Genomic DNA, 20,548 nt, shown 5'->3' with positions numbered 1-20,548 from the left:
GTAGCTCGAAGTTAGCAGACCATCTCTCACAGAATGCACAGAAACCCACAGAAAAGGTTTTTATAATTCCGTGGAATTCTGTGGAATCCGTGAGAAATAAATTTACTGGTGCAATTCCGGATAATCGTATTGTTTCATAATCATCTTTTTAACTGGTCGGCTTATGAGGTTTACCCTAATGTTTTTAGCATTCTGCATCATGTTTTTCCAGTGCCAAGAAAAAAATGAAACAGGGGAAGCGTTACCTGTTATTGTCATTGACCACGATAAGAAGAAGGTAGTGTCCTTGAATGATTTTGTCAGTGATTACAATGAAATTCCATTGGAGTTGACGGATAAGAGTACCATCAAATACATCAATGATATTGCGGTATCAGGTGAGCATCTTTATATTGATGATGTCCAAAATGGCGTTTTGCAGTTCAATAAAGAAGGGGAGTTTATAAAGGTCATCGGTAAAAAGGCTGAAGAAGGAATTTTACCAAAAGTAAGGTTTGAACTCTCAAGAGAGGCTTGGGATGGAGAAAAGGAAATTTATCAGCTTAGCAATGTATTGGCTTATAAACAATATTATTTGGTCAGTTATAGATACAGGGATACTACATATTTGTTTATTTATGATAGGTCCACCAAGGAAGGTAAAGTGGTACAGGAGGGATTGATCGTGCCTGGTTTGGAAGAAAAACACATGCCATACTTAAAACCCAATGGCCAAATGTACTTGATAGTACAATATCCGCCGAAACCTGGCGAAGCAGAGCCTAATCCTTCCATAATTCTCTTTTGATACACTCTTTATTAGGAAAGGTTTATAGGAATATCCACTACAGCCAGACAACCTTTTCCTGGCTGACTTTCTAAGGAAAAGTTTCCGTTTAGCATTTGTACCTTGGCCTCGATTCCCTGCAGGCCAAAACCGGAACCTGTTTTTCCCTTATCCAGTCCTACTCCATTGTCTTCTACAGTGATGTTGATACTGTCTAGGTGATTGATCAGCTGTAGGTGCAGCGTGGAGGCTTTTGCATGTTTTATGACGTTTTGAACCAGTTCCTGACAAATACGGTAGATCGTCAATTCTGTCTGCTCAGAGAGCCGTTCCTCCAGCCCCAAAATCTGTAGACTGGCATCCATCTGACCACCGAAATTGATCTGCTCTATTAATGTCTGAAGGGCTGAGGGCAGTCCGAACCGCCTTAAGGAAACAGGGGACATATTGTGGGAGATTCGACGGACTTCTTCAATGGCCTCGTCCATCTTCCGTAGGGTGTCTTGGTGCTTGGTCTCAAATTGATTGTCCGCGTTGCTGCTTTTTAGGCTGTTGAGTTGCATTTTGATGGTAGACAATAATGAGCCTAGGCTGTCGTGCAAATCTCCAGCAATACGCTTTCTTTCATCTTCCTGGGTTTGGATGAGGTCTTTGAGATGGTTGTTTTTCTGTTTTTCAATGATAGAGGCCAATTTTTGCTTCTCGTCCACTTCTTTTCTAATTTCCTCGTTGAGTTGAAGGGTCCTTTCATGCGTTCTGGCATTTTCGATGATCATGCCGCCTTGATTGGCCACCAAGCGTACCCACTTGAGGATGGCTTCATGGTAGTGGTGTGTGGCAAAGCTGTTCTCCAAATACACGACCATGGAAAGGTAGCCATTGATGCTCAAGGGGAGGACCATCATGGATTTGACTCCTTGTTCTCTCAGGGACTTTATTTCAGCATACCCCTTTTCCTCATCAAGCTGATGGAGGATAAACGGGGATTGGATCCTATGGCACATCCGCATCAGCCCTGATGGGATACTGGACTCAAAGGGTTTGGTTAATGGAATGATGGACAGACGGGCCTGCTCCATCACTTCCCCATTATTTTCAATCCACTCAATGGCCGTTTTGGTGGAACCTGAAATCCTGATCAGCAGGACCATCAGTTTTTTGATGATGGACTTGGGACTGAGGTCACCGCTCAGCTCTCTCAGTACTGTTTCAATATCGGGCTCTACAAGGTTCTGAGCGGAATGCAAAACAAACCGAAACTGTTGGCTCAGCTGTTTTGCTTTGGCAAGCCCTTCCCATGCTAAATACGACTGAACAGCCTTTTGGAAATGGTGCTTGCCCATTTCCACCTCTGCCAAGGTTAACAAATATTTGCCTATAAGCTCATGGGAAAGCCCGAGATCGTATTGGTTTTCAAGGGCATGATTTATTGCTTGCTGATAAAAGTCTAGGATCAGGTTTTTTGAGAGAGTATTTATTCTTGCCCATTCGGCCTTCATTAGGTAAAATGTAGAAGCATAATTGGAGGGGGCATGCTGAAACCAGTGTTCCGACTGCTCTAGGATGCCTTCCAGTTCCTCGTGGACGTCAGTCTGTTCTTGGGGGGAAAGATTGTGCCAGTTTTGGGTAATGGACAGAAAAAGTAAAATGAGGTTGGCAGGAAGGAGGGGAGAGCCCTCTTGGAGCTTCCTGTTGGCATGGGCTTCCCTTGCGCAACGAATGGCCTGTTCGTAATGCCCAAAAAGGAAGTAATACCTTGCCCAGACATAATTTCTATAAAACCGCTCCTCTTGAATCGTTAATTTTGCGGCCAGCCACCGGGGCTGCTGCCGCGGGATGGAAAAATAGGGGCTTTCACCACAAAGGTACCTGATCAGGCTTTTTTGATAATGAGTGATATAATAGGTCAGCTCCATGCCAGGGTAAGCTTCCTCGAAAGAGAAATCCAACAGCGATTTGATGGGCTGCCCTGAAATGAAGTGTAAATTGAAAAGGTGCGTTTTGAGGATGTAAAGGCCGATAAGGTCGCCTGTTTTTCTCCCTGCCTCCATGCCTTCCCTTAGCATGGAAGTGCTGGCCTTAAAATCTTTTTTCCAAGGCTGTATATAGAAGGCGAAGACCCCAAAAACCCGACAACGATAATGGTAATCACCCAGCTTTTTATTGACCTGAATCCCTTTTAGTCCGAGCTCATATCCTTCATCAACATTCCCCGATATAATGTTCATCCTGCCATAGCTTACATAGCCAATAGCTTTGACTCCAGTGTCTTTGAGGCCTTCGGAATAAGCGATGATCATCAGGGCCGCCCAGGTCATCAGCCTATCAGAAGTGTGGTGCAATGCCATGCCCCCTACATAAAGTAGTTTTAGCAGGAGATGCCGGTAAGGTGCCTTGAATTTTGAGATGGCTTCATGGCCGGTCCCGGAAGAAATACTTTTCTTTAGATGATTGATTTCATCCAGTAGGGATGCTTCTTCCGCTGGGATCCGCAGTCCCAGTTCCATCAAAGCCTCGTGGAGAATGGTGACCACTTTTCTGTACCTTCCTAAGTGGTTGTTGATCGTGATTTTAAGGATAAAAGTTTCTGCCCTTTTGGCTTTTGTCAACGGGCGTTCCAGCAATTGATCAAGGTGGATCTCAGCAAGATCATATTCGCCCAGATGATATTCTACCAAGGCCCTTTCCATGGCCGTTTCCCAAAAAAGATCCTTTACTACCTCCCAGCTAAACTCTTTGCAGAGATCTTCGCTGATTTTTAAAAAATGGCGCGCCTGCTCAAATGCTTGATCGGTTTTCTGAAGCTTCCCGACTTCCAGGTTAAGGGTAATGCAGAGAAGGCTTTCTCCATGGGATTTTACCAATTTCGGTGCTTGGTTGAGGTGCTGCGCAACGATGACCTTTTCTGTGCGGTTGAGTTGGCGAAAGCCCTTTTTTAGAAGGTCCCGTCCTATACCGAAATGAATTTTTTCCCTTTGTTCGGGTGATAGGCCCTCATAGATGACTTCTCCAATATACGTTTCGGAAAACCTGAAATTATCCTCTTGCCATGCTATCAGGCCTGCGTCCATAACTTCTTTCAGGCAGTCTCGAAGCAATTGCTCATTTCCTTTAAACAGTGATAATATAGGTTCTTTTCGGTAGCTTCCCATACATGACAACCAGGAAAGCAACTCCATAGAAGCAGGGCTGATTTTTTCAAGCCGGTGCCAGAGCACTACCCGGGGACTCTGGCCGGGATAAAGTTGTTTGATCTGCTTGGAGGGCCCCGTCCATCTTCCATTTTCCAAGGAAATGATTTCTGCAGCTTTTAAGCTTTCTGCCATAACCTGCATATAGCTTGGGTTTCCTTCACATATTTCATGGAAATCCAGGCTCAGTGAATCGGCAACGGGCCCACCCAAAACTTCCTGCAAAAAGTCTTTGGTTTGGATAAGCTCAAGGCCTTTTAATGGGACAATATAGATGTTTCTGTTTTCATCATTCAAGGATTGGATCAGTTGGTTGACCCTGACGAGGTCTTTACTGGAGTCCCTGCAGGTTCCTACCCAAAGAAAGGATTTTGGGGGAAGGTGAAGCAACAAATAGTGGATAAGGTTCATGCTGGATCCGTCCATCCACTGTAGATTGTCGGCAAAAAGAAGGACCGGCTTGTTATGGTAATCGCTTAAAAAGCCAAAAAGAATCTTAAAAAGGCTATAAAGCTGGTTTTCGATTTTGGGGGTAGGAGAAGGACTGGGCACAGGGTCCTTTCCGGCCAGTAAGGTCAGTTCAGGGATATAATCAAACAAAAGCGGAAAATGAACACCAAGTTTGTTTTTAAGCCGGAAGGAAAATGCTTCAAAAGCCTCTGCGTCCAGTTCTTTATAAGTCTTTCGCAGAAATTCCGCTATTCCCAGTTTCAGCCCCGCATAAGGGATGTTGCTTTGTTGCTGGTTATGGTTGAGGTTGAGTAAAACACAGGTAGACCTAAGCCCTGACAGGTACTGCTCCATCAAATACGTTTTGCCCGATCCCGAAGGGCCGGTAATGATCATGCCGCAAAGTTCCGTATTGCCTTGATCAACAGCATTTTTTATAAAGCTGTCCAGCTTATTGATCAGTTCGGGGTGGCTGGAAAGCAAATTGAAGGTAGCACCAGTAGGATTGTCCATTTGAGTAAGTCCTTAATTTCCCGATGATATTATTAAATAAAGTCTAATACTCCTAGAATTCGAAAGGTTAATCGTTACTTGGTTGAAGGAGAGTAGATTAAATGCTTGCGGGTTTGGCTTTTTCCAATCCCGGACCTTATAGAAATTACCGGTTTTGAATTTTTAAGATTTTTTGGTGGCAATAAACAGTCCCAAGAAGGTCAGTGCCCCGTTTACCAGGAGGATTTCGAAACCAAATTGGTAGCCTCCAAACCATTTTGTGGCATTGCTGTCCAGTACATAAGATAGTATGGGTGCCAAAATGCATATGAAAGGGACCCACCGATCCTTTACCGCGCGTTTGTTGGAAAGCCCAAAGGCAAACAGGCCCAGTAAGGGGCCATAAGTGAAGCCTGCTGCTTTGAAAACCGCACTGACCACACTGCTATTGTTCAATAAGTCAAAAAGGACGATAATGACAAATATCAGCAAGGTAAAGCTTATGTGGACCTTGAGCCGGGTGCTTTTCTGGTTGATGGACTTTTTGGAGGGTAAATTGAGGACGTCCACGCAGAAAGAAGTGGTCAAGGCAGTCAAGGCAGAGTCTGCACTTGAAAAGGCCGCTGCTATGATGCCCAGCAAAAAGGTAATGCCGGCCAAAGTGCCAAAATGATTCAATGCCAGTATAGGATAAAGCTCGTCAGTGCTTTCCGGGATGGTAATGCCATGTTCTGCTGCAAAATAATAGAGCAGGACTCCCAGGGACAAAAAGAATAAATTGGAGATAAAGAAACTGATGGAAAACCAAAAGATGTTCTTTTGGGCTTCTTTTTGGTCTTTGCAAGTCAGGTTTTTCTGCATGACGTTTTGATCCAAACCATTCATGGTGATGGTGATGAAGACCCCGGCGAAAAACATTTTATAGAAGTTTCTTCCGGAAAGAGGATCCCATTCGAAAATCCTGGAAAGCGGGCTTTCACCGATAACCGCCATCAATCCTGAAGTACTTAAGTCCAGCTGACGGCTGATAATAATGATGCTGATAATTACCGCCAAAAGCAAAAAGGTGGTCTGGAGCGTGTCGGTCCAAACGATGGTTTTGATACCTGCTTTAAAAGTGTAGAGCCAAATTAAAGCAGCGGTGGTGAGTACAGTGACAAAAAAAGGAATATGATAGGCATCAAAAAAGGCAATCTGTAAGACAGTGGCCGCCAGAAACAACCTAAAAGAAGCCCCAATGGTCTGGGAGACCAGAAAAATAACCGCTCCGGAGAGGTAACTTTTTGGTCCAAACCGGTCCCTGAGGTATTCATAGATGGAAATCAGCCTGAGTTTATAAAATAAAGGGATCAAAATCAGGGCAATGACTGCATAACCCACCATATTCCCCATCACAAACTGCAGATAGGTCCAGGAGGAGTTGCCCACTTCTCCAGGGACGGAAATGAACGTGACTCCAGATAAAGAGGCACCAACCATCCCAAAGGCTACAAGGTACCAGGGAGATTGCTTATTGGCAGTGTAAAAGGTCAGGTCATCGGTTTTTCTGGAAGTCAGGTAGCTGATCAGTAAAAGCAACAGGAAGTAAGCGAGGATGACAAGGAAAACAAGACTCTGACTCATGTATCTATAGTTGTTTTTTTATTAAGGGAAGTACCGGGCTTGACAGAGCGTCCTCAAGCCCTTTCTTCTCAGGTACTGTTTTTATAGGTTCATTGCCGCGATTACTGCTACTAACAATCTCTCTTCTCTTACCGGAGGTTTTGGACGCTTTTTTTCCGGCCTTTGGTGTTGATTTGAATGACTGGGGAAGGATTGCTCTCGTTATGCAATCGGTCCACTGCCGTGATACCAAAATGGTACTGTGTTCTTTTGTCGATATTTTTATCCATCCAGTACAGCACCTCTTCACCCGAAAAGGGGACTTTGCCCACGATCAGGTCGGGATTGTTAAAATCGATGGGCATTTCCCCTTTGGATCTATAAATTACAAAATAGGCCGTATCATCCTGCATATTTGTAGGCCAATTTAAGAGAAGTCCCTCTTCAGGACTTCCTGAAGCCTCTAAAGATTTCGGGGCCTCAGGGGACGTTTGGTCTATCCAGGGCATAGTCGGTGGAAGAGCAGGGCTTTTATAAACTTTTGCCAGTTGGTCGTTTACATTTTCCTTGTTTTCCGCGATGGTCTTTGCACTGAAAAACATGCTTCCTTTTACTATTGGAAAGGATCGGTTGTATTGGATTTGGTTGACTACTTCATTTTCATCTTCCCAGCCTTTTTGGCCCACACGGTAAATGCCCTGTCCTATGTACACATGTCGTCCGTGACTGTTGTCAGCCCACCATTTTACCAAGGTTTTATATTCAGCCAGTTCAAAGCCGATATGCCAATAGATTTGTGGCGTCACATAATCTATCCATCCTTCCCTCAGCCATTTTAATACATCAGCGTATAGGTCGTCATAGTTGGTTTGGCCTGCTTTGGTATCGGAGCCCTTGGGATCTTTGTCCTTGTTTCTCCATACTCCGAATGGACTGATGCCAAACTTTACAAAGTCTTTTTCGGACTTGATCCTTTTGGAGAGTTCTTCCACAAAATAGTCGACGTTATGCCTTCTCCATGCTTCAATGTTGTCAAAGCGCTGACCATATTCTTCAAAAGACTTGCTGTCCGGGAAGGTCTCATTGGCAATTTTATAGGGGTAAAAATAGTCGTCAAAGTGAACCGCATCCAGGTCATAATGCTTCACCACCTCAATGATAGCATTCAAAACAAATTCCCTGGCTTCAGGAATACCAGGATCGTAGTACCATTTTCCACCATATTGGACAAACCACTCGGGATGTTGTACCATGGGGTGATTGGCAGAAGGAATAAAATCCTTGCTGTTGGATGCCCGGTAAGGGTTGAACCAGGCATGGAACTCCAAGCCTCTTTTTTTTGCCTCTGCAATCATGAATTGCAGTGGATTATAATAAGGGGATGGCGCCTGCGCTTGTTTTCCGGTAAGGTAAGCAGACCATGGTTCGTAGCTGGAAGGATAAAAGGTATCCGCGGTGGGCCTGATCTGCATGATGATGGCGTTCATCCCTGCTGCCTGAAGCTTTTCCAAAAGGCGGATGTATTCTTGCTGTTGTTGGGCAGCAGATAAGCCCGGTTTACTGGGCCAGTCAATATTGTTTACAGTGGCAATCCAGGCCGCCCTAAGTTCCCGCTTCGGAGCTTGTTGGCTGAGAACAGCCTGAGAAGCAAACAGGAGAAGGACAAGGAAAAGGACGAAAGTATGTTTGGTAGTAGACATTGGGTTAAGGCATTTTATTACTTTGAAAAGCTTCTATGGCCTTTCTTACAGATCCGTGCTGTTCGAGAAGGTGTAAGGCGGCATGGTCTTCCAGTGAAGGGAGCTCTTCCCGTATCATCCTTACTCCCCTATTGACCAACTTTTGATTGCTCAGCTGCATATTGACCATTTTATTGCCTTTTACCTTTCCCAATAGGACCATAAGGCTGGTGCTGATCATGTTGAGGACCAGTTTTTGGGCAGTTCCTGCTTTCATACGGGTGCTGCCGGTAACAAACTCCGGCCCGACTTCAACCTCTATAGGGTAATCCGCCACAGCGGAAATGGAAGCATTGGAGTTGCAGGAAATGCTTCCGGTGAGGATTCCTTTGGCTTTTGCCGCTTGGAGGCCACCGATTACATAGGGGGTCCTGCCTGATGCAGCAATGCCGATAAGGCTGTCATTTGGACCAATCCGGTGTTTTTCCAGGTCTAACCAGGCTTGGTCAGGATTGTCTTCTGCTCCCTCCACAGCACTTCGGATGGCACTGTCTCCCCCTGCGATTAGGCCAACCACAAGCTCCGCCGGTGCGCCATAGGTAGGGGGGATTTCAGAGGCATCCAAGATACCCAGCCGACCGGATGTGCCGGCCCCAATGTAAAAGAGTCTTCCTCCGGATTTCATTTTTTCTGCTACGGCTTCCACCAGCTTTTGAATCTTCGGTAGGGCTTTTTTAACTGCAAAAGCAACTTTTTGATCTTCTTGGTTAATGTTGGTTAATAGTTCTCCCACGGACATTTGGTCCAGATTTTCATAAAGGGAGGTAGATTCTGTGGTAGGGATCATTAAATCAGACATGGTTATTTTATGGCTGGTACAGTTTGACAATGGTACTTAACCAGACCGCTCATGGGGTGCTGGACTATTTCATGGATTTCCAATCCAACTTCCAGGGCTATTTCATGTAAGAAATCGCTAAAGAGATAGGCAATGGAACCGGTAAAGGAAATGGGCCCGGAGATCCTTTTAATTCCATAAGGCAGCACATAGAAATTGAAGAACTGCCTAAAATTATCTTTGATGATTTTTTTGCAGGATGGGTTGTCTTTGTGCTTTAGAAGAAAGGGAGTGAAAGAGGCCAGAAAGCGGTTGGCCTGCGGTTGGTTATAGATCTTGTCCAATATCTCTCGTTGGTCCGTCTGATAGGTGGAAAAGAAATCATCGGCAATTTTTTGATCCATTTTTTTTTGCAGAATCAAAGCGATAAGGTCTTTGCACAAGACGGTGCCGCTCCCCCAGTCTGCTAAGATATAGCCAAGGGATGGGACATTCTCCGTGATCGTGTGCCCGTCATAAACGCATGAGTTGGCTCCCGTGCCCAAAATACAGGTAATGCCTGCTTGGTCTTGCAGCAGGCTCCGGGCAGCTCCCAAGATATCTCCGTGAACTTCCGTGGGGTAGTTGACGGGCAAAACAGCCTCTATTGCGGATTTTAGCTGCTTGGCTTTGGCAGGAAGCCCACATCCGGCGCCATAAAAAATGACTTTGTCCACCTGGGGCACTTTGGGGAATATTTCTTTAAGGATAATTTGGGAGATTTCGGCCGTTGTCAAAAAATAGGGATTCAGCCCTTTACATTGAACTGAATGAATGGTTTCCCCCTCTTCATCCACCAATCTCCAGTCGGTTTTGGTAGAACCACTATCCGCAATTAATAGCATATTTTTCCGTTTAATTTGACAAATTGGGTGATCTATCCCTGTGACGGATCATCACTTCCGATACAAAGATGTTTTTATTTGCCCCTTGAGGCATCCCTGAAAATAGGGATTTGGTATAATCACTGTAATGCTCCAGGTTTCATTATTGGGCTCTTTGAACAGCCCGATTTAAACGCGGAGCAGTTTTTCTTTTATAGTATTAAAATACTAATAAATCCCCATTTTACTCACTGGCCTTTGGGAAACAATCGATATAGTCCTGGACAATAGGGGATAGTTTTGCCCCGCTAGAGGCTAAGGTGACACAGGAGCAATTGCCCAGGGTTAATTTCCGAATAGGTACTTTTTGTACAGGTTGTACAAGATGCGCATATCATCTTTACTTAAGCCCGTGTCAATGTCCTTTTGGATGAAATGGAGTTTGAAGGATCTAACCGCTGCTTTTGGGTCGCTGATGTCATAACCGATGATTCGCAGGGCCTCCTCCGGGGCAAAGGCATCTGGTACCAGCTCGAGCATCACCTTTTCGGTTTTATAAATTCCATGGCCATTGGGGTAGCGGATTTCTGTGATCTTCTCTTCATCATACCAGTAACCGAAACCCTCTTCAGCCAATTGCTTCCATGGGAAATAAGTGCTTGGATCCACCTTTCTGGAAGGTGCTATATCGGAATGGCCGATAAAATTGGCTGTTGGGATATTATAATCCTCTTTAAGTCTCTTGAGCACTTTCAAAAGACTTTGGATTTGAGGTTCGGAAAAAGGTTCTTTTCCGTTATTGTCCAACTCTATTCCTATGGAGGAGGAGTTCAGGTCGGTGTCATGGCCCCACTTGCCACGGCCCGCATGCCAGGCCCTAAAATAATCGTTTAACATCTGTACCACGGTGCCATCCCTGCCGATGACATAATGGGAGCTCACCTGGGTCCGTGGAAGGGTAAAGGTATGGATGGTCTGCTCCAATGAATCCTGGGCAGTGTGATGAATGATGACAAAGTTGGGTTTACGGATACTGAAATTGGTGGTACCTATCCATAAGTCATTAAGGGAGGTGGTGTCTTTATTGCTTGACTTCACGGAAGGAGTGCTCAGCAACTGTTGGATCTGACGTTCTGCCTGTCGCTCATGTGCTTTGTTTATTTTTCTATAAGGATGGGGAGCACACGAAACAAGCAATGCAATCATGCCTGTCAAAAGGAAAACTCCCGGATGGAATAATTTCATGTTCTGTTGATGATTAGTGGTACCTTTTCAAGATACAAAGATCAACAGATGATTTGGATTTAAAATCACTGAAAATAGGGAAATGAGGCGAATTGTTTGGGAAGCAAGCGCTACTGGGGGCACGGGCCGAATTTTTATCCGATCAGCCTTCTTTTGTAAGCATTGTTTACCAGTTCAGCCGTGTTTTTCGCCCGAAGCTTATAAAGCAGGTTCTTGCGGTGGGTTTCGACCGTGTTTTTGCTGATAAAAAGTTTTTCCCCAATTTCCTGTGTGGTCAGTCCATTGGCAATGCAGTCCAAAACTTCCATTTCTCTTTCAGAAAGTTTTTCAGTAACCTGCATTTTGCTTGGACGTTTCATAAAGCTATTTAATAAGGTATGGCTTACCTCCTCGCCCAGATAGGTTCCTCCGGAGTGCAAAGTATGTATGGCCTCGACCAAATCGTCTTTACCGGTGTTTTTTAGAATATAACCTTGGGCCCCCGTTTTTAGCATATCGGAGATGAAGTGCCTGTCGTTGTGCATGCTAAGGCCCAGCACTTTTAACTTTTTATGGTTTTTCAACAATTGTTTGGTTGCTTCAACACCATCCATTTCGGGCATGTTGATGTCCATAATGACAATGTCCACAGCACTGCTTTCACAGTAAGCCAAGGCTTCCTTGCCATTCATGGCTTCCCCCACTACTTTGATTCCGGGAATATCGCTCAGCATTGCTTTTAGCCCGTCTATAAACATGCGGTGGTCATCAGCTATCAGCACATTGATCATTAGAGATGAGGGTTTGTTTAGGGTAGTAGTCTCCACAGGTACAGGGTTTTAGGTTTGCAGGCTTAATAAAATGTAATTTAAGGTTTTTTGAAATAGCTTTTACATAAGTGGCGCTCGGTACAAAAGCCCTAAAAAGAGCCTGTTTTCAAGAAAACCTGCTTAAATATACTTTGATGCCTTTTTTTCTCTTTTTTCTGAAAATGGGGATCGTTGTAAAATCACTGTTTTCAGGGATGCCCAGTTTCAACAGAGACTGTGGGTTAGTGAAATCAGATTTAATGATAATTGCCCCAGTTTGTCATGTTTTGTGAAGGTACCAGCCCTTTATCTTCTAGATTTTTCCAATTCCTTTAAAATTTCACCAAGCAAGCTCAATCAATTTCTTATTTCAATTGAGTGGTAATGTCGAAGATCATCTAGGCCATTTGCTAATGGGCATTCGGTGAGAAATATTGATGCCGAATGATGGATTTAGTTAAAACTCCTTAATAAACAGGCGAAGGAATGCCGGGTGGTTTTCAGCTTAAGGACGTGGAAAAAATATAAATGTATTTGTTTGTGTTTGGGGGCACAATGATCAAATGGGCCGTTTTTTTTGAATCATTAATTCAGTGAAAATCATTGCAGTTAGGTAGGGCTGGATTAATAGTGATTTGGGAATATCCCTGTTTTCAGGGATGGAAGGGGCCGGATTTTTAGAAAAATTTGACCAAAGCTTAGGAGCAGGATAGTTACGGGTGATTAACAGTAGACCCAAAATGAAGTTTATACCTGTTTTATTTTTCTCCTGGGCGGTAAAAAATAATTCACATAACTATTATCTAAAATGTCAAACATGAAGAAACTTTTACGCTGTTTTTTAGGAGCAGTTTGTTTTATCCTGTTCCATTTTCAGGTATTGGCCCAGACTGTGCAGGTTTCCGGTACAGTGACCAGTGCTGATGATGGAGGCACATTGCCGGGGGTAAGCATTTTGGTCAAAGGGACGACCCAAGGGATTTCCTCGGATGTAGATGGAAAATATCGCATCGAAGTGGAAAAAGGTCAAGTGCTTGTATACAGTTTTATAGGTATGATATCCCAGGAGCGTGTGGTGGGAGAAAGCACTACCATTAATGTAGCACTGGAAGCGGAAGCCAAATCCTTGGAAGAGGTAGTGGTGGTAGGTTACGGTACCCAGAAGAGAAGTGACCTGACCGGGGCGGTTTCCACAGTGGATACAGAGGTATTGGAGTCCCGGCCGATTACGGATTTGGGGAGAGGCCTTCAAGGTACTACTCCAGGACTGACCATTACTTCACCAAGTGGTCAAATCGGCCAAAATCCCCAAATCAGGTTGAGGGGGATGACCGGAACACTGAGTAATTCTGGAGGGGCGCAGCCATTGATATTGGTGGATAATGTGGAGGTGCCTAACCTTCAGATGATCAACCCTGAGGATATTGCTTCCATTTCGGTATTGAAAGATGCTGCCTCAGCGTCTATTTATGGTGCCAGAGGTGCCTGGGGGGTAATCTTGATCACTACCAAAACCGGTAAAAAAGGAGAAGCTCCTAAAATTAGTTATTCCAATAACTTCTCTTGGGCCACCCCAACCAAAACCCCGGTGATAGCCCCTGCGGCTGAAGGGGCTGAAATGGCCTTCAAGGCGCTTCAAAGAACCAATCCCTCCACCAATGTTTTTGGCGTGGTGGGTATGTATTTTGATGAAACGGGAATCCAGAAGATGAGGGAATGGGAGCAACAGTATGGAGGACAGGATTTGGGTCCTGAAATGGTACTGGGAAGGGATTTTGAAATCCGAGATGGCCGTTTGTTCTTTTACCGACCGTGGGATGCAGGAGAGATGTTTATGCGGGATTGGACCCCTCAGCAAAAACACGATTTATCCGTGGCCGGAGGGACAGAAAAAACCACCTACCGTCTTGGAGTGGGGTATCTTGGCCAAAACGGAGTGCTAAAGGTAAACCCTGATGAGTTTAACCGTTATTCCCTTGACTTAAGCGTCAATACTCAGGTGACTGACTGGATGGAGGTCCGGGGAAAGGTGCTTTATAGTAAAACCAAATTTACACGACCTTTTTACTTTAGCAGCGAAACCTACGACCCTTGGTACTATCTCTTTAGATGGCCAAAGACCTATCCTTATGGTACCTATGAAGGCTATCCATTCAGAAGTGCGGTTACGGAAGTCTCCCAGGCCAAAATGAACGAAGAAACCAATTCGCTTAGCCGTATTAACCTAGGAACCACTATCCGTCCCGTTAAAGGGCTGGAGATCAACGCCAATTATACCTTTGATTCCAATAACTTTCATGACCATCAGACCGGAGGAGTGGTAAGTGCCTATAATTTCTGGGCCACAGGGGCAAATCTTTCCTATGCGCCTTACTCCAGTGCTTCCTATAACCGGGTAATTTATGGTTCCTCATGGAGCAATAGGAATGTAGGGAAGTTGTTCGGTACCTATGAAAAGCAATTTGGAGACCATGCCTTTAAGTTTATGGCAGGTGGCGATATTGAATCCTACGAATACTGGTACCACAGCTCCCAGAGAAGGGACCTGATGGATTTGGACCGTGGAGAATTGGATTTGGCTACGGGTGATCAGTTTGTGGGTGGAAGCAGAAACCAATGGGCCACCATGGGGGCATTCAGTAGGGTCAATTACAATTATCAGGACAAATATTTCCTGGAGCTCAACGGTCGATACGATGGATCATCGCGGCTTTCACCAACGGCAAGATGGGCATTTTTTCCTTCCATGTCGGTAGGTTATGCTATCACAGAGGAGCCTTTTATGGAGCCGGTGACCAATGTAATGTCCTTTTTGAAACTTCGCGCCTCCTGGGGAGCCATCGGTAACCAAAATGCCTACCTCAGCGATATTTACCGGATCATGTCTTCCTATAACTCGAGCTGGCTTACCGGAACAGATAATAAGCTGACCTTTGGAACTCCTGGAGCACTTCCTTCTTCCTTGACTTGGGAGACCGTTACCACTTTGGATTATGGATTTGATGCCCGTTTTTTCCAGGATAAGTTAGGGCTGACCTTTGACTGGTATCGCAGGACCACCAGTGATATGCACAGTGCTGGGGAGGTACTTCCAGCATCCTATGGCACCGGGGCCACCAAACAAAACTTGGGAGAGCTGGAAACCACCGGCTGGGAGCTGGCCATAGACTATAGTCATTCCTTTGGCAATGGCCTCAACCTGAATGCTACCGCCATGCTTTCTGACTTTCAGGAGCGCATCACTGAATTTGCCGACAACAAAAGTATTTATTCCAACAGAGCTGGAAGGACATTGGGAGAGATCTGGGGATATGAAACCGATAGACTGTTTACCGAGGATGACTTTGTCAAGGATGGCAATGGGGACCTTTTACTGGAAAACGGGAAATATGTAATGAAGGAAGGTATTCCTTCCCAATCCCTCTTTGAAAGTGGCTGGTTCTTTTATGGCCCAGGTGATGTCAAGTACAAAGACCTGGATGGAGACGGAGAAATCACCTATGGTTCCAATACCGTAGAGGATCATGGAGACCTGAAAGTGATCGGTAATTCCACCCCCAGGTACCAGTATGGCTTCCGATTGGGTGGCGATTACAAGGGTTTGGATTTCAGTTTCTTTATACAAGGTGTAGGGAAAAGGGATTACTGGGCAAACGGGCCGATCTTTGTCCCGGGATATAGACCAGGAGAGGCATGGTTTGCCCACCAGTTGGATTACTGGTCTCCTGAAAACCCCAATGCTTTTTATCCTAGACCTACCAACCAGGGACAGTCCAGCAATTCCAAAAACTTCCTGAGACAAACCCGGTACCTGCTTGATATGTCTTACATGCGGATGAAAAATATTACCATCGGTTATTCCCTTCCCCAGTCCGTTATCGGAAGGTTAAACATAGAGAAGGTCAGGGTGTATTTCAGTGGAGAGAACCTCTTTGAATTCGATAATTTGGATCTACCTATCGATCCAGAGGTGGATTACACGGAAGCAGGAAGCAGGGATTCCAATACGTTCGGCAGGGTTTATCCTTATAGTAGAAATGTATCTTTTGGTTTACAGGTAACTCTATAACAGTATCAGATTATGAAAATTAGAATATTAACCATATTAGTAGCATTGGTCACCTTGGGCAGTTGCGATGACTTTCTTGAAAAGCCGCCTTTGGATCAGTTGACAGACGAGACCTATTGGACCAGTGAAGACAATGTCAGAAGTTTTAGCTGGGGATTTTATACGGCTTATTTCAGTGGCTATGGATCCGGATATTCTTGGGGCAAGTTTTTTTCCGGCCAGAGTTTAAACGATGATTTTGGGCCGAGCAGCCCCGCCCAGTTCAGACAAAATGTGCCCACAGCAGCGACCAGCTCTTATTGGACCTTTGCTTGGGTGAGGAAGGCCAATATTTACCTGGAAAGAATCCAGACCGTTTCCATGGATGAAGAGGCTGTGAACCATTGGTCCGGGGTGGCCAGGTTTTTCAGGGCCCTGGAATACCATGATCTGGTAAAACAGTTTGGAGATGTGCCCTGGTATGACCATGAACTTGATGAAAACAATGAGGAAGACCTGTTCAAGCCCCGTGATTCCAGGGAATATGTGATGGACCGGGTGATGGAAGACCTTCAATTTGCAGCGGATCACGTACGGGAGGAAGACGGAACCAAAGGCCTGACCGTAAACCGGGATGTGGTGTTGGCATTTATGTCCAGAATCATGTTGTTTGAGGGAACCTGGCAAAAGTACCATGAAGGCAATAATGAGAAGGCCAAAGCCTATTTGGAGGCTGCCAAGCGGGCCTCCAATGAGTTGATTTCAGCTGGAAAATATTCATTAGGGAATTACAGAGAGGTGTTTGCCTCACTTAACCTTGCCGGCAACCCAGAAGTAATCCTCTACCGGCACTATGAGCCGGGTTTGGTGACCCATGCCCTGAACAGTTACAATAACAAAGAACCTCAGACCGGCGTGTCCAAGGATGCGATAGAATCCTACTTGGCCAGTGATGGCCTGCCGATAGGCATATCCCCCCTCTATCAAGGGGATAAGGGGATTGACAATGTGATGGCCAACCGAGACGGAAGGATTTATGAGACCTTGGTGTCCAATGAGCTCAGGCTAAACGGTATCCTGCCCAATTACAGCACGACAGGATACGCCACCCACAAATTCCTGAACGAGGCCATCAAGGATGATCCGGAAGGAAGCTCCAATTTGAACTATACGGATTCCCCTGTATTGCGATTTGGCGAGGTGTTGATGAACTATGCTGAGGCGGTAGCGGAACTGGCGACAGTGGGTGGCCCTGCGATGACCCAAGCGGACCTGGATAAGTCCATCAATGTGCTCAGGGACCGTCCGGGGATCAATATGCCCCATTTGATGGTGCTCGGAAATGAGCCCGCTGTGAATGGGGTGGTATATGACGACCCGCAAAGGGATGCCAGTGTTCCGGCCTTGATCTGGGAGATCAGAAGAGAGAGAAGGACCGAATTGATGATGGAAGGTTTCCGTTTAGATGATCTCAAGCGATGGGAAAAGTTGGGTTACACCGATACCGAAGCTAATGAGGACATCAACAGAGGGGCGTGGATTGACAAGGCGGATTACCCTGGTTTGCAAAGCAGCGTTACCCTGACCGATGGTGAAACAGGCTATATTATTCCTGCAACGGCTGCAGCTTCCCAAAGGAGGTTTGAAGACCCTAAAGTTTATCTGGAGCCTGTGCCTCTTGATCAAATCACCCTGTACGCAGAACATGGCGTGACCTTGGAGCAAAATCCGGGCTGGGAGGAATAAAGGACCTCATTAAGTGGGATGTTTGTTTGATATGCCCTTCTTTTCACTATGAAAAGAGGGGCATTTTTAAGAGATTTATAGAAGATGCTCCTAAAAGTAAATGCATATGGATTAAAGAAATACCTCAGGACTATGGCCTGTTTGCTGTTGACCGGCATTTTTGTCGTCAAAGTAAGCGCACAGGAAAACACTGCATTTACCGTCTCAAAAGGGGCGGTTGTAAAGGGAGATCAGACTAAAAAGCAGTTGGCTTTGCTATTTACCGGCCATGAATTTGGAGAAGGGGGAGCATTTATCACCGAGATCTTGGAGGAAAACCGGATCAATGCTTCCTTTTTCTTTACAGGGGACTTCTACCGCAACCCGGACTTTCGGCCACTGATAGAAAAGCTGCTTGCTCAAGGCAATTATCTGGGAGCCCATTCCGATAAGCATTTACTTTATTGTGACTGGGAGAAGAGGGACAGCATGCTTATCGATCGGCGGACATTTCGAAAAGACTTAAGAAATAATTATCGTGAAATGGCCAAGTATGGCATAAAAAAAGAGGAAGCAGTCTATTTTCTACCTCCCTATGAGTGGTATAATGAGACCATCAGCCGTTGGACCGAGGAGATGGGACTTCAATTGATCAATTTCTCCCAAGGTACCCGCTCTAATGCAGATTATACCGACCCTTCCATGCCCAATTATATCCCTAACGATAGGATAATGAACAGCATCTTGGAGTACGAAAGAGAAAATGGCCTAAACGGCTTTATGCTGTTGGTTCACTTGGGTGTGGGACCAAAGCGGGTGGAAAAATTTTATCTAAAACTCCCGGAGTTAATTATGCGATTAAAGGGAAAAGGGTATCAATTTGTAAAGGTAGATCAATTACTCATTCCCAAAAACAACCTATAAAATGCGATTATTTCTGATAAGTGTTTTACTTCTTTTTTTTGGTTTTAGGACTCTTTTGGCCCAAGACTTACCGATAAATATACGCATCAATCAGATGGGGTATTTACCGCAGGACGCAAAAATAGCAGTAGCTTTTAGTAAAAATCCCATCCGGGAAAAATTCCACTTGGTCAATACCTCCAACGGGGAAGTGGTATTGGAGCTCAAAGTGGAAAAGGACGGGGCCCAACCCTGGGGGGATTTTGAGCATTACTATACCCTTGATTTTTCAACCATTTCCCAGCCGGGAACTTATCGGCTTGTTTCAAAGAAGACCAAAAGCAGTTCGGGCACCATCAGGATCGGGGATGATGCCTATGCCCAGCAGCAAGAGACTTTATTGGAATTTATGCGGCAGCAGCGCTGCGGATATAATCCTACCTTGGACATGGTCTGCCACCAAAGGGATGGCCGGACTTTCTTTGGGCCGATGGCTGACAGCACCTATGTGGACGTCAGTGGAGGCTGGCATGATGCTGGGGATCAGCTAAAATACCTGATCACTTCCAGCTATGCCACGGCCCATATGCTGTTGGCCTATGAGATGTATCCGGACCGCTTTGACGATCAGTACAATGCCTTGGGGCAGCCAGGGAAAAACGGTGTTCCGGATGTGCTGGATGAGGCCAGGTGGGGCTTGGACTGGATGCTGAAAATGCACCCTGAACCTGATCAGCTTTTTCATCAGGTAGCAGATGACCGGGACCATAAAGGCTATAAAATCCCTGACCAGGACAATTCGGATTATGGTTGGGGGGAGAACAGTTACCGGCCGGTATATTTTGCAACAGGCAGGCCACAGGGATTACAAAAATATAAAAGTGAGGCTACCGGTGTCGCCAATTTGGCAGGAAGAAGTGCCGCTGCCATGGCTTTGGCAGCCAGGATCTGGAAAGAGGATTTGAATGATCCGGTTTTTGCCGAAAAATGCCGAAAGGCTGCCGTCAGCCTCTATGCTTTGGGAAGGGAAAAAGAAGGGTATCAACAAGGAAACTCTTATAGCGCACCCTACCGCTACAATGAATCCACGTGGGCAGATGACATGGAATGGGGAGCTGCTGAGCTATATAAAACTACCAAAGAGCCGGAGTACTTGGAGCAGGCCAAAACTTATGCTTTGCAAAGTAATACGGCGGATTCATGGACGGTGGTGGATTCTGCTGATCATTACAGGCTTTATCCTTTTATCAATATGGGGCATTATGTCCTCCATGATTTGGTCGGGGAAGATTTTAAACAAAAGCTGGAAGGCTATTATCTTGAAGGTATTCGGTATACGATGAGCCGGGCGGAAAAGAACCCTTTTCAAGTAGGAGTACCTTTTATCTGGTGTTCCAATAATCTGATGACGGGTCTGATCACCCAAATGATCCTTTATGAGAAGATGAGCGGGGACAGGCAGTTCAATCGCTATCTAGTGGCGCAGCGGGATTGGCTTTTTGGCAGAAACCCTTGGGGGACCACCATGTTTACCGGCATGCCTGCTCAAGGGGAAGCACCAGAGGAAGTCCATACGAGTTTATATGTTTTATTAGGGGTGAAAGTCCCGGGAGGGTTGGTAGACGGGCCGGTTTATACGTCCATTTACAATAACCTTCTCGGGCTTCATTTGGAGAAAGAAGATGAATTTGCCGCTTTCCAAAACGAACATGTGGTTTACCATGATGACATCGGGGACTACAGCACCAACGAACCCACCATGGACGGCACTGCAGGGGCGATTTTGATGATGGTGCATTGGGGTAAGTGAGGCTAGGGTTTTAAGGTTTTAAAGTTGGAAGGTTTTGGAACCAGGTTGTTTTGGTAAGGAGCTGTTCGGGATTTGTAATCCCGAACCCAAATAAGGAGGATTTTAAATCCTCTGAAGGGTCGTTGAGGCTATGAGCATATAAGGATTA

General features: G+C 45.5%; 12 protein-coding genes. 5 read left to right on the top strand and 7 right to left on the bottom strand.

The features are described 5' to 3' along the window. The first annotated feature begins 163 nt into the window (after positions 1-163). Positions 164-787: a 6-bladed beta-propeller gene (locus ACYVAA_RS04985; protein ID WP_460539072.1), complete on the top strand. Its 624-nt coding sequence runs from the start codon at positions 164-166 to the stop codon at positions 785-787. An 11-nt stretch (positions 788-798) separates the two neighbouring features. Here the strand turns inward: ACYVAA_RS04985 and ACYVAA_RS04980 are convergent, their stop codons facing one another. From ACYVAA_RS04980 to ACYVAA_RS04950, 7 genes are all read right to left on the bottom strand, one after another. Further along, positions 799-4,920, bottom strand: a complete 4,122-nt coding sequence (locus tag ACYVAA_RS04980; RefSeq protein WP_460539071.1) for an AAA family ATPase — start codon at positions 4,918-4,920, stop codon at positions 799-801. A gap of 162 nt (positions 4,921-5,082) precedes the next feature. Further along, complete coding sequence (locus ACYVAA_RS04975; RefSeq protein WP_460539069.1) at positions 5,083-6,522, bottom strand: sodium:solute symporter; 1,440 nt, start codon at positions 6,520-6,522, stop codon at positions 5,083-5,085. 128 nt (positions 6,523-6,650) lie between these two features. Next, complete coding sequence (locus tag ACYVAA_RS04970; protein ID WP_460539067.1) at positions 6,651-8,201, bottom strand: glycoside hydrolase family 10 protein; 1,551 nt, start codon at positions 8,199-8,201, stop codon at positions 6,651-6,653. 4 nt (positions 8,202-8,205) lie between these two features. Beyond that, a complete protein-coding gene (gene murQ, locus ACYVAA_RS04965; RefSeq protein WP_460539065.1) occupies positions 8,206-9,039 on the bottom strand; it encodes an N-acetylmuramic acid 6-phosphate etherase in 834 nt (277 codons plus the stop codon). A gap of 2 nt (positions 9,040-9,041) precedes the next feature. After that, positions 9,042-9,902, bottom strand: coding sequence for a BadF/BadG/BcrA/BcrD ATPase family protein (locus ACYVAA_RS04960; protein ID WP_460539063.1), 861 nt, complete (start codon positions 9,900-9,902; stop codon positions 9,042-9,044). A 324-nt stretch (positions 9,903-10,226) separates the two neighbouring features. Next, entirely contained in the window at positions 10,227-11,126 is a 900-nt protein-coding gene (locus tag ACYVAA_RS04955; RefSeq protein ID WP_460539060.1) for an N-acetylmuramoyl-L-alanine amidase, read from the bottom strand. A gap of 134 nt (positions 11,127-11,260) precedes the next feature. Beyond that, the gene (locus tag ACYVAA_RS04950) at positions 11,261-11,932 is read right to left on the bottom strand and encodes a response regulator transcription factor (RefSeq protein WP_460539058.1); all 672 of its coding nucleotides are present in this window, start codon (positions 11,930-11,932) and stop codon (positions 11,261-11,263) included. A 799-nt stretch (positions 11,933-12,731) separates the two neighbouring features. Between ACYVAA_RS04950 and ACYVAA_RS04945 the strand changes: the two genes are divergently transcribed. From ACYVAA_RS04945 to ACYVAA_RS04930, 4 genes are all read left to right on the top strand, one after another. Continuing rightward, a complete protein-coding gene (locus tag ACYVAA_RS04945) occupies positions 12,732-15,983 on the top strand; it encodes a SusC/RagA family TonB-linked outer membrane protein (protein ID WP_460539056.1) in 3,252 nt (1,083 codons plus the stop codon). 12 nt (positions 15,984-15,995) lie between these two features. Beyond that, the gene (locus ACYVAA_RS04940) at positions 15,996-17,708 is read left to right on the top strand and encodes a RagB/SusD family nutrient uptake outer membrane protein (RefSeq protein ID WP_460539054.1); all 1,713 of its coding nucleotides are present in this window, start codon (positions 15,996-15,998) and stop codon (positions 17,706-17,708) included. 84 nt (positions 17,709-17,792) lie between these two features. Continuing rightward, complete coding sequence (locus ACYVAA_RS04935) at positions 17,793-18,611, top strand: polysaccharide deacetylase family protein (RefSeq protein WP_460539052.1); 819 nt, start codon at positions 17,793-17,795, stop codon at positions 18,609-18,611. A 1-nt stretch (position 18,612) separates the two neighbouring features. Further along, entirely contained in the window at positions 18,613-20,400 is a 1,788-nt protein-coding gene (locus tag ACYVAA_RS04930) for a glycoside hydrolase family 9 protein (RefSeq protein WP_460539050.1), read from the top strand. Positions 20,401-20,548 lie beyond the last annotated feature (148 nt).

Source organism: Echinicola sediminis (assembly GCF_054777495.1).
The sequence above is the reverse complement of the archived record's forward strand: the minus strand, read 5'-3'. Positions and strand labels throughout refer to the sequence as shown.

Coding starts and splice junctions, on each gene's coding strand:
- ACYVAA_RS04930 (WP_460539050.1), top strand. CDS start 18,613: ATGCGATTATTTCTGATAAGTGTTTTACTTCTTTTTTTTGGTTTTAGG.
- murQ (WP_460539065.1), bottom strand. CDS start 9,039: ATGTCTGATTTAATGATCCCTACCACAGAATCTACCTCCCTTTATGAA.
- ACYVAA_RS04985 (WP_460539072.1), top strand. CDS start 164: ATGAGGTTTACCCTAATGTTTTTAGCATTCTGCATCATGTTTTTCCAG.
- ACYVAA_RS04940 (WP_460539054.1), top strand. CDS start 15,996: ATGAAAATTAGAATATTAACCATATTAGTAGCATTGGTCACCTTGGGC.
- ACYVAA_RS04935 (WP_460539052.1), top strand. CDS start 17,793: ATGCTCCTAAAAGTAAATGCATATGGATTAAAGAAATACCTCAGGACT.
- ACYVAA_RS04970 (WP_460539067.1), bottom strand. CDS start 8,201: ATGTCTACTACCAAACATACTTTCGTCCTTTTCCTTGTCCTTCTCCTG.
- ACYVAA_RS04975 (WP_460539069.1), bottom strand. CDS start 6,522: ATGAGTCAGAGTCTTGTTTTCCTTGTCATCCTCGCTTACTTCCTGTTG.
- ACYVAA_RS04960 (WP_460539063.1), bottom strand. CDS start 9,902: ATGCTATTAATTGCGGATAGTGGTTCTACCAAAACCGACTGGAGATTG.
- ACYVAA_RS04945 (WP_460539056.1), top strand. CDS start 12,732: ATGAAGAAACTTTTACGCTGTTTTTTAGGAGCAGTTTGTTTTATCCTG.
- ACYVAA_RS04980 (WP_460539071.1), bottom strand. CDS start 4,920: ATGGACAATCCTACTGGTGCTACCTTCAATTTGCTTTCCAGCCACCCC.
- ACYVAA_RS04955 (WP_460539060.1), bottom strand. CDS start 11,126: ATGAAATTATTCCATCCGGGAGTTTTCCTTTTGACAGGCATGATTGCA.